Raw genomic sequence first — 517 nt, 5'->3', positions numbered from 1 at the left:
CGGCGCATGACCACCGCGCTGATGTTGTCGCGCGCGGGGCCGGAAAGGGCATGAGAGAAGAGGTAGTCGACTGCCGCCTCAGGCGACAGCAGGCCCAGGGCGTGGCTGAGAATTCCGGTTGAGACCGATTGGTAGAGACCGTCGCTGCAGAGCAGCAGGGTGTCACCGGGCTGCACGCTGAACTCGAGAATATCGAGCACCAGCCGCTCGTGCGCCCCCACGGCGCGGGTCAGCGCGTTGGCTGCCGGGTGCCGGGCCGCCTCCAATGGGTCGACCTGCTCCTCGTGAATCAGCTGCTGCATCAGCGAATGGTCACGTGATAGTTGATACAACCTTTGGTTGCGCCATAGGTAACAGCGGCTATCGCCGGCCCATAGACAGACGGCGCGCTCCTGATTGCCGAGCAACGCCACGACGGTGCTGCCCATCACGGCATCCGGTTGATCGGCCGTGACGGTGACCTCATGGCCGAGCCGGCGGTTGACCACGTGCAGCGCCTGACGCACGCGGCGCACCT

The 517-nt window shown here is 65.6% G+C and carries 1 protein-coding gene; it reads right to left on the bottom strand.

Annotated features, from left to right (window positions below; genetic code table 11):
• Positions 1-517, bottom strand: a 517-nt coding sequence (locus V7756_RS19085; RefSeq protein ID WP_335611774.1) for a PP2C family protein-serine/threonine phosphatase, incomplete at both ends; no start/stop codon positions are given.

The organism is Halopseudomonas sp. (genome assembly GCF_036961105.1).
Taxonomy (GTDB): domain Bacteria; phylum Pseudomonadota; class Gammaproteobacteria; order Pseudomonadales; family Pseudomonadaceae; genus Halopseudomonas.
The sequence above is the reverse complement of the archived record's forward strand: the minus strand, read 5'-3'. Positions and strand labels throughout refer to the sequence as shown.